7 protein-coding genes and 3 tRNA genes are annotated in these 5,839 nt (G+C 58.3%); 4 read left to right on the top strand and 6 right to left on the bottom strand.

The window, feature by feature from the left end:
• Nucleotides 1–180 (top strand): hypothetical protein (locus tag TQ39_RS21490; protein WP_207641416.1); only part of this gene is annotated, 180 nt, incomplete at its 5' end.
• Between the two features lie 249 nt (nucleotides 181–429).
• Here TQ39_RS21490 and TQ39_RS19430 read toward each other — a convergent pair.
• The 3 genes from TQ39_RS19430 to TQ39_RS19420 form a co-directional block, all read right to left on the bottom strand.
• The gene (locus tag TQ39_RS19430; RefSeq protein WP_050006757.1) at nucleotides 430–1,197 is read right to left on the bottom strand and encodes a sulfite exporter TauE/SafE family protein; all 768 of its coding nucleotides are present in this window, start codon (nucleotides 1,195–1,197) and stop codon (nucleotides 430–432) included.
• A complete protein-coding gene (locus TQ39_RS19425) occupies nucleotides 1,187–1,645 on the bottom strand; it encodes a MarR family winged helix-turn-helix transcriptional regulator (RefSeq protein WP_009322679.1) in 459 nt (152 codons plus the stop codon). Before TQ39_RS19425 ends, TQ39_RS19430 begins: the two co-directional genes overlap by 11 nt.
• 366 nt (nucleotides 1,646–2,011) lie before the next feature.
• Nucleotides 2,012–2,956, bottom strand: coding sequence for a sugar phosphate isomerase/epimerase family protein (locus tag TQ39_RS19420; protein ID WP_050006756.1), 945 nt, complete (start codon nucleotides 2,954–2,956; stop codon nucleotides 2,012–2,014).
• A 245-nt stretch (nucleotides 2,957–3,201) separates the two neighbouring features.
• On the opposite strand from TQ39_RS19420, the gene TQ39_RS19415 reads away from it, so the two are divergent.
• The 3 genes from TQ39_RS19415 (at nucleotide 3,202) to TQ39_RS19405 (ending at nucleotide 3,436) form a co-directional block, all read left to right on the top strand.
• Nucleotides 3,202–3,277 (top strand) — tRNA-Trp (locus TQ39_RS19415).
• Nucleotides 3,278–3,280: 3 nt separating this feature from the next.
• Nucleotides 3,281–3,357 (top strand) — tRNA-Asp (locus TQ39_RS19410).
• 3 nt (nucleotides 3,358–3,360) lie between these two features.
• Nucleotides 3,361–3,436 (top strand) — tRNA-Thr (locus TQ39_RS19405).
• A gap of 790 nt (nucleotides 3,437–4,226) precedes the next feature.
• Here the strand turns inward: TQ39_RS19405 and TQ39_RS19400 are convergent.
• The 3 genes from TQ39_RS19400 to TQ39_RS19390 all read right to left on the bottom strand — a co-directional run bounded on the left by TQ39_RS19400 (nucleotide 4,227) and on the right by TQ39_RS19390 (nucleotide 5,390).
• Nucleotides 4,227–4,409, bottom strand: a complete 183-nt coding sequence (locus TQ39_RS19400) for a hypothetical protein (protein WP_050006755.1) — start codon at nucleotides 4,407–4,409, stop codon at nucleotides 4,227–4,229.
• A gap of 205 nt (nucleotides 4,410–4,614) precedes the next feature.
• Nucleotides 4,615–5,040 (bottom strand): hypothetical protein, encoded by a 426-nt coding sequence (locus TQ39_RS19395; protein WP_050006754.1) that lies wholly within the window; start codon nucleotides 5,038–5,040, stop codon nucleotides 4,615–4,617.
• Nucleotides 5,041–5,045: 5 nt separating this feature from the next.
• Nucleotides 5,046–5,390, bottom strand: coding sequence for a helix-turn-helix domain-containing protein (locus TQ39_RS19390; RefSeq protein ID WP_242853549.1), 345 nt, complete (start codon nucleotides 5,388–5,390; stop codon nucleotides 5,046–5,048).
• Nucleotides 5,391–5,839 lie beyond the last annotated feature (449 nt).

Raw genomic sequence — 5,839 nt, 5'->3', positions numbered from 1 at the left:
ACTGATTTTTCGGAATCTTTCTTAACAGTAAGAATGACATGCGAAAGATTCTTATCGAAAAATCTGGAGTTTGATTTACCCGCATCCTTCGGATGCGAGAGAGTCACAGAAAAATACTCCGTTCCCGTTCTTCCTCTTCCGCCGGCAGAGAGTGAGCAAAGGAAATTTTATTTTCAATAGAGAGTATAGTTCGTATTCGGTCGGCTTTTTTAGCCGAACGGAACGCCTCCGGCCTTTGCTCCCATTCAGCCGCATTTCGCCTGCGGCGAAAACGGCCGGGGCGCAGAACGCGCCCCGGCCGGTATGGTTGTGTTTCGGATGCGTTTTACGGCTTGCCGCGCTCCGGGCGGGGCTCCGCCCCAAAACGCTGCCGGGGCAGCGGCGTGCAGAGATTCAGCCGCAATCGCCGGTAAGGCGAGCTTCCCATTGTTAAAAATATTTTACGAGAACCATTGCGCCGCCCAGCAGGGTCAACACCACGCCCGTGATGCGATTGAGCGTTTTTGCGTCGGCACGGTTGGCGAACAGCGCGGCCACACGCGCGCCCAGCAATGTGGCCGCGGCGCATACGGCGAGCGCGAACAGGTCCGGCAGGCCGCCGATGGCCATGTGGGACACGGCGCCGGTGAGCGCGGTGAAGGCCATGATGAACACGCTGGTGCCGACTGCCGTTTTCAGCTCATAGCCCAGCACGCCGGTGAGGATGAGCAGCAGCATCATACCGCCGCCAGCGCCGATGAAGCCGCAGATAAAGCCGATGAGCACGCCGCACAGCACGGACTGCACGGCTTTTGTGCGGGGGCTTTTGTCCGCGTTGGCCCCTTTGGGCGTCATCACGGGACGCGCGATGAATTTAACGCCCAGCAGCAGCGTCATCACAACAGAGAAACCGCCCATGGTGCTGTTGGGCACCAGCGAGGCCGCCCAGCTTCCCACCATTGTGAACACGAGCACCGAGCACAGCATGATGAGCCCGTTTTTGATGTCCAGATTTTTGTTTTTGCCGTAGGTGTAGGCGGACACCGCCGAGGCCAGCACGTCGGACGCAAGCGAGATGCCGACGGCCTCATAGGCGGGGAAGCCCAGGAACGTGATGAGCATGGGGGAGATGACAGCCGCGGCCGAAAGTCCGGCCAGCCCGGTGCCGACGCCGGCGCCCAGGCCGGCAAGGATATAAATGAAGATGTTAAACGCCATATTGATCTTCCCCCTGGGCATTTTGCAGCATTTTACCCAGCACCGTGCGCAGCACCCCGAATTCTTCGGCGGTTACGCCCGCGTGCAGCCGGGCGAAAAACGCCTGCTGTGCGGCCTGCCCGGCCCGTGCGGCCGGCTGGCCGGCCTTTGTAACAAACAGACGCACGCGGCGTTTATCTTTTTCATCGGTCTGCTGCGCAAGAAAGCCGCGCTGCGCCAGCGCATCCACGGACATACAGACGTGGGATTTGGCAAGCGCGCGCAGCTGTACGATATCCCGCGCCGTGTTCAGGGCCGGGTTGTTGGCCAGAAACAGCAGCACGGATAATTCGTTCATAGTAAGGCCGTACTGCACGGCGACGGCGTGCAGCGCCTCTTCATACCATTTCTTCATCCGCTGCGCCTGCACCAGAAGCTCAGATACGCCGAAGGGTGTGTTCTCCTGCATCAGAGGGAATGCTCCTTTCGTAAAATTGGTTCTATTTTGAACTAATTAAAATTATAGCATGCCCCGGTAGAATGTCAAGCGCCGGGGTTTTGGCCGAGGGGCCACGGCAAGCGGAGCTTGGCGTGGTAGCGAGCACGCTGGCCCCGGCGGGGCCGATGACCGGCCGCGCGTTTTTGCGAAGCAAAACGGAGGCGGAAGCCGACGAGCGCCGGGGTGCGAGCGCGGGACCACGGCAAGCGGAGCTTGGCGTGGTAGCGAGCACGCTGGCCCCGGCGCTTGCTCCCATTCAGCCGCATTTCGCCTGCGGCGAAACCGGCCGGGGCGCAGAACGCGCCCCGGCCGGTATGGTTGTGTTTCGGATGAGGTTTACGGCTTGCTGCGCTCCGGGCGGGCCAGCCGTTCAAAGGCGCTTTCCTCCTGCTCGGGCGCGGGGACCTGGGCGGAAGCCGCCAGCGCCTTCAGGTAGGCGATGTTTTCCCGCAGCTTGTCGGGCGTGGCCTCGTCGTTGGAGAAATCCTCGATCGAGAACGTGCCGTCATAGCCCGCCTTGCGCGCCACTGCGAACAGCTTTTTCAGGTCCGCCATGCCTTTTTTCAGCGGCGTCCAGACGCGCTTCCATTTGCAGGCGCCCAGCTCGTCCTCGCCGTCCGGCGCCAGGATGCCGTTTTTGATGTGGATGTGGGCGATGTAATCCCCCAAAAGCTCGAAGCTCTTCTGGTAGTCCTCAAAGCCCTCGTTCACCATATTGCCGGGGTCGAAGATCAGGCCGATGCGGGCGGGGTCGAAGCCCTCCAGCGCGCGGTAAGCGGCGCTGGGGCTGGAGATGAGGGTGTCCATGTGGATCTCCAGCACGGCCTTGACGCCCGTTTCGGCGGCCAGCGCGTCGATGGCCTTCAGGTCCTCGCGCATGCGGGCGAACAGCACGGGGTAGGGGGCGTCCGCCTTGGCCGGGTTGTAGGGCACGAGGCCCACCCGCACCTGACGGCAGCCGATGCTGCGGGCGGCGTGGAACACGCGCGCCAGGGGCTCCAGCTCATTGGTGGCAAGGTAGGTCGTCAGGCCGAAGATCTCCAGCCCGGCCTCGTCGCACAGGGCCTTGGCCTTTGCCGCCTCGGCCTCGATGCTGCGCAGCTCCAGCGTGCTTTTGTTGCAGGCCCAGTAGCGCAGGGCAAAGGGGACGTTTTCAGGCTCCTTTTCAGGCATTTCGGCCACGCGCCACTCCACGCCGTCGTAGCCCAGCTCCTTCAGCAGGCGGACGGACTCCTCGATGCCGTATTCAGGCATGCTCACGGAAAAAACGCCGAATTTCATAAGTACACTCCTTTTTCAGATGATGCGGCCCGCGGTTTTGCGGACAGGCTTTTACACTTCAAGTATACACGCTTGCGGGCCGGAGGAAAAACGCATTTCTTGCGCAGTTGAGATTGCGAAACGTGGCGTGTGTGCGCACAGGCAAAAACTTTGCGTATTTTTGGCGCAAAGGCTTGACAAGGGAGCTTGTTTTTTGTATTATATTTAAGCGCCCTGCTTGCAGGGGGCGTTATGTGAAACGGCATAGGGGTATAGCTCAGTTGGTAGAGCAGCGGTCTCCAAAACCGCGTGCCGAGGGTTCAAATCCTTCTGCCCCTGCCAGATGGCCCGGTAGTTCAGTTGGTTAGAACGCTAGCCTGTCACGCTAGAGGTCGTGAGTTCGAGCCTCATCCGGGTCGCCATTTGCTGTTATAGCTCAGTCGGCAGAGCACATCCTTGGTAAGGATGAGGTCGTGCGTTCGAATCGCATTAACAGCTCCAGCAGAAAACCCTGAAATTTGGCTTTAAACCGCCATTTTTCAGGGTTTTTTGTTGTTTTTAAACGCGCGAAAACCATGGACAAATGCTGCGCATTTTTGCGGCCCGGAGCGGCCGGGAGCTTATAAACCGCCACATAAACCGCTGCTTTGTGGCTTTACCGCCCAATGCACCGGCGGCGCTGTTTAATACAAACGCCTGCGCGCCGAAGCGCAAGGCGTTTTTTATTGAGTAAGGAAACCACCGGCTCTTGCCGGTGGAGGAACCCCGTAAAAAGCTTTAGGGCAACACCGTACAATTCTAAGTGACGAATCGCGCCGGCAGATTTTTTGGCAGGTTAAACAAAAAGCGCAGCGAATACTTTGTGTATTCGCGAGCATTTTTGTGACAGCTGCCGGAAAAGCTGCAAGCGAGGCGGCGCTTAAGGCTTCAGCCGTGAATTGTGCGGCGTTGCCCTAGCTTCAAGCGTCGAGCGAAGCGGGCTGTTAATAACAAAGGATACCGAATCAATAGAAGTGTTAGAGGAGAAAGCGGATTGCCCGTTTACGGGCGGCAGGGCGCGGGATGCAGACGAAAGAGGATTCGGTGCGTCTTGAGACGCCTGCCGGTAAAAGGCTCTTATAGGGCCTGCTCAAGCCACCAGCGGGTTTAAAGCAGCTGCGTTCCGTACGGCCCGAACCATAAAAACATCCCCAGCAGGAGCAGGACGGTCAGCGCGATGCCCGCTGTCAGAAGGAGCTTCTTCATAGCAAACCAGCCTTCTTTCTCGTTCGCGCGCATGCAATGGGCGCGTTCAATGGATCGTCCGGATGCGGACCTTTTGCGCGCCTTTGCGCGGAACAAACTCCAGCAGAAGCTTGCAGAGGAGCTTTGCTTCGTCGCCTGTGAGCGCGTCGACCATAAGGCTGCGCCGGTCGTCGTTGGGCTCGCCGATAATGGCGGCTGCTTTTTGCGAATCAAAATATTGGGGTTTCATAGGGAACGTTCTTTCTTCCTTTCGATTGCTTTCTGCACCGCGGGCATGCACGGCAGCCCGCGGCATTTTTGTTTTTGCCGTAAACTTCGTCGGAGGCTGTGCCGGGGCAGCTTGCGGCGCTTCGGGCGGGAAGGGCGCGTTTGCTGTGTTTTCAGGCGCGGCCGCCCGGCTTCCCGGCCGCCCGGTTTCAGGGGGGGCGGCGCACTCAGGTGTCCTCCTGCATGCATACGCCGCATACGTCCCTGTAATACAGGTATGCATCCCAGATACACTGTGCCGTTACGTTGAAATGCTCTGCGATCTCCCACACGGAAAAGCCTTTCAGGATCTCGCCCTTCAGCTCGCACCATGGGATGCGTTTGCGGAAGGCGCTCCGCCAGGCTTTGTTTTCGGCCTGCTGCTTCACCTGGTACACGCTGAAGGGCTTGTAAAACGCGCCGCTTTCAAAATGGCCGTCCTCGTGGATCAGCGCCGTGCAGCATTCCGCCTCGTTTTCAAATTTGCGCCTGTCGTACCCCACGATACGGCCTTTTTCCATACAAAGGGACGGATTGCTTTTCAGCTCGCATTCCACCACCGAGATGCCGTTGCTCTGCATATCCTCGCATACCGCTGCAAGGCTGTTATACATCGCAATCACTCCTTTGAACGGTTCAGTTCAGCGCGCAGCTTCATAAGGGTCTTGATATCCTCGATATCGCCCTCGGTCAAATGCTCTTTTACGTCCCCGTAAAAGCCGATCAATTCGTCCTTCACAAGCTCGCCGTCCTTCGGGGCGGCGGGCTTTTCTTCTTTGCCCAGCAGATGGTCCACCGAGACGTTGAAATACCCGGCGATCTTTGCCAGCTTATCCGCCGCCAGGCTTTTGATGCGCCCCGCCTTGTAATCGGAAAGCGCCGAGCGCGGCACGCCCGCCTCCCGGCACATGGTGGTGACGTTCACGCCCGCTTCCCGGCAGAGCTGTTCAATGCGTTCGTACATTTTATCCAATGCAATGGCCTCCATTTTGGGCACAATGCCGGTTTTACTGAATTCAGTAAAATGATATTGACGATTACTGAATCTAGTAATATACTGGACATAGGCCGACGGGATTTAGTAATTTTGAATCTGCAAATTCAGTATATTACTATTTTTCGTAACAGTCAATAGAAGGGAGCTTTTACCTGCATTGTGAGATACTGGAAAACCCTGCAAGAACAGAATAACGCATTTTCTGTCCTATAAACAGGACAGGCCAAAACATCGGCCAGGGTGGTTTCGCGCAGCGAAATGCCGCGCCCGCTTTTGCGCGGCAAACCCAAAAGGCGGGGCCGATGACCGGACGCGCGGTTTCGCCGCAGGTGAAATGCGACCGAACGGGAGCAAGGGCCGGGGCGGGAACGGAAGCCGCGTGTGGGAAAAGAGGAAGGCCCCCGCTTTCGCGGGGA

Origin of the sequence: Ruthenibacterium lactatiformans (assembly GCF_000949455.1) — a bacterium.
GTDB lineage: Bacteria > Bacillota > Clostridia > Oscillospirales > Ruminococcaceae > Ruthenibacterium > Ruthenibacterium lactatiformans.
The sequence above is the reverse complement of the archived record's forward strand: the minus strand, read 5'-3'. Positions and strand labels throughout refer to the sequence as shown.